Below are 1,308 nucleotides of genomic sequence, written 5' to 3'. Positions count from 1 at the left end.
TGATATAACGCTCCATTCTTACTTGTTGCTTCTGATTTTATACTATAGTTTTTACCTGCTTCTAAAATTCCATTTGTTACCTTTACTCCACCTAAGCTTACTTCTAAATTAGTTACTGTAGCTTTAGGTAATTGCACCATATACTCATCATATCTATGATTTTCTAATCTCTCTTTACTATACTTATCCTTTACATGCACTCCTACTAAATATTTTCCTGCTTTATTAGACGTCCATGTTGTAGTATTTGTACCACTATAGTCTCTTATCATTGTCCACAGGTTTTTGGATAAATCTTTTATCCAAAACTGATATAACGCTCCATTCTTACTTGTTGCTTCTGATTTTATACTATAGTTTTTACCTGCTTCTAAAATTCCATTTGTTACCTTTACTCCACCTAAGCTTACTTCTAAATTAGTTACTGTAGCTTTAGGTAATTGCACCATATACTCATCATATCTATGATTTTCTAATCTCTCTTTACTATACTTATCCTTTACATGCACTCCTACTAAATATTTTCCTGCTTTATTAGACGTCCATGTTGTAGTATTTGTACTACTATAGTCTCTTATCATTGTCCACAGGTTTTTGGATAAATCTTTTATCCAAAACTGATATAACGCTCCATTCTTACTTGTTGCTTCTGATTTTATACTATAGTTTTTACCTGCTTCTAAAATTCCATTTGTTACCTTTACTCCACCTAAGCTTACTTCTAAATTAGTTACTGTAGCTTTAGGTAATTGCACCATATACTCATCATATCTATGATTTTCTAATCTCTCTTTACTATACTTATCCTTTACATGCACTCCTACTAAATATTTTCCTGCTTTATTAGATGTCCATGTCGTAGTATTTGTACTACTATAGTCTCTTATCATTGTCCACAGGTTTTTGGATAAATCTTTTATCCAAAACTGATATAACGCTCCATTCTTACTTGTTGCTTCTGATTTTATACTATAGTTTTTACCTGCTTCTAAAATTCCATTTGTTACCTTTACTCCACCTAAGCTTACTTCTAAATTAGTTACTGTAGCTTTAGGTAATTGCACCATATACTCATCATATCTATGATTTTCTAATCTCTCTTTACTATACTTATCCTTTACATGCACTCCTACTAAATATTTTCCTGCTTTATTAGATGTCCATGTCGTAGTATTTGTACTACTATAGTCTCTTATCATTGTCCACAGGTTTTTGGATAAATCTTTTATCCAAAACTGATATAACGCTCCATTCTTACTTGTTGCTTCTGATTTTATACTATAGTTTTTACCTGCTTCTAAAATTCCA

General features: G+C 31.1%; 1 pseudogene. It reads right to left on the bottom strand.

The features are described 5' to 3' along the window. A pseudogene (locus FGK85_RS15465) lies at positions 1 to 1,308 on the bottom strand (N-acetylmuramoyl-L-alanine amidase); the annotation flags it as partial.

The sequence above is a fragment of the Haloimpatiens lingqiaonensis genome (assembly GCF_901447495.1).
Lineage (GTDB): Bacteria > Bacillota > Clostridia > Clostridiales > Clostridiaceae > Haloimpatiens > Haloimpatiens lingqiaonensis.
The sequence above is the reverse complement of the archived record's forward strand: the minus strand, read 5'-3'. Positions and strand labels throughout refer to the sequence as shown.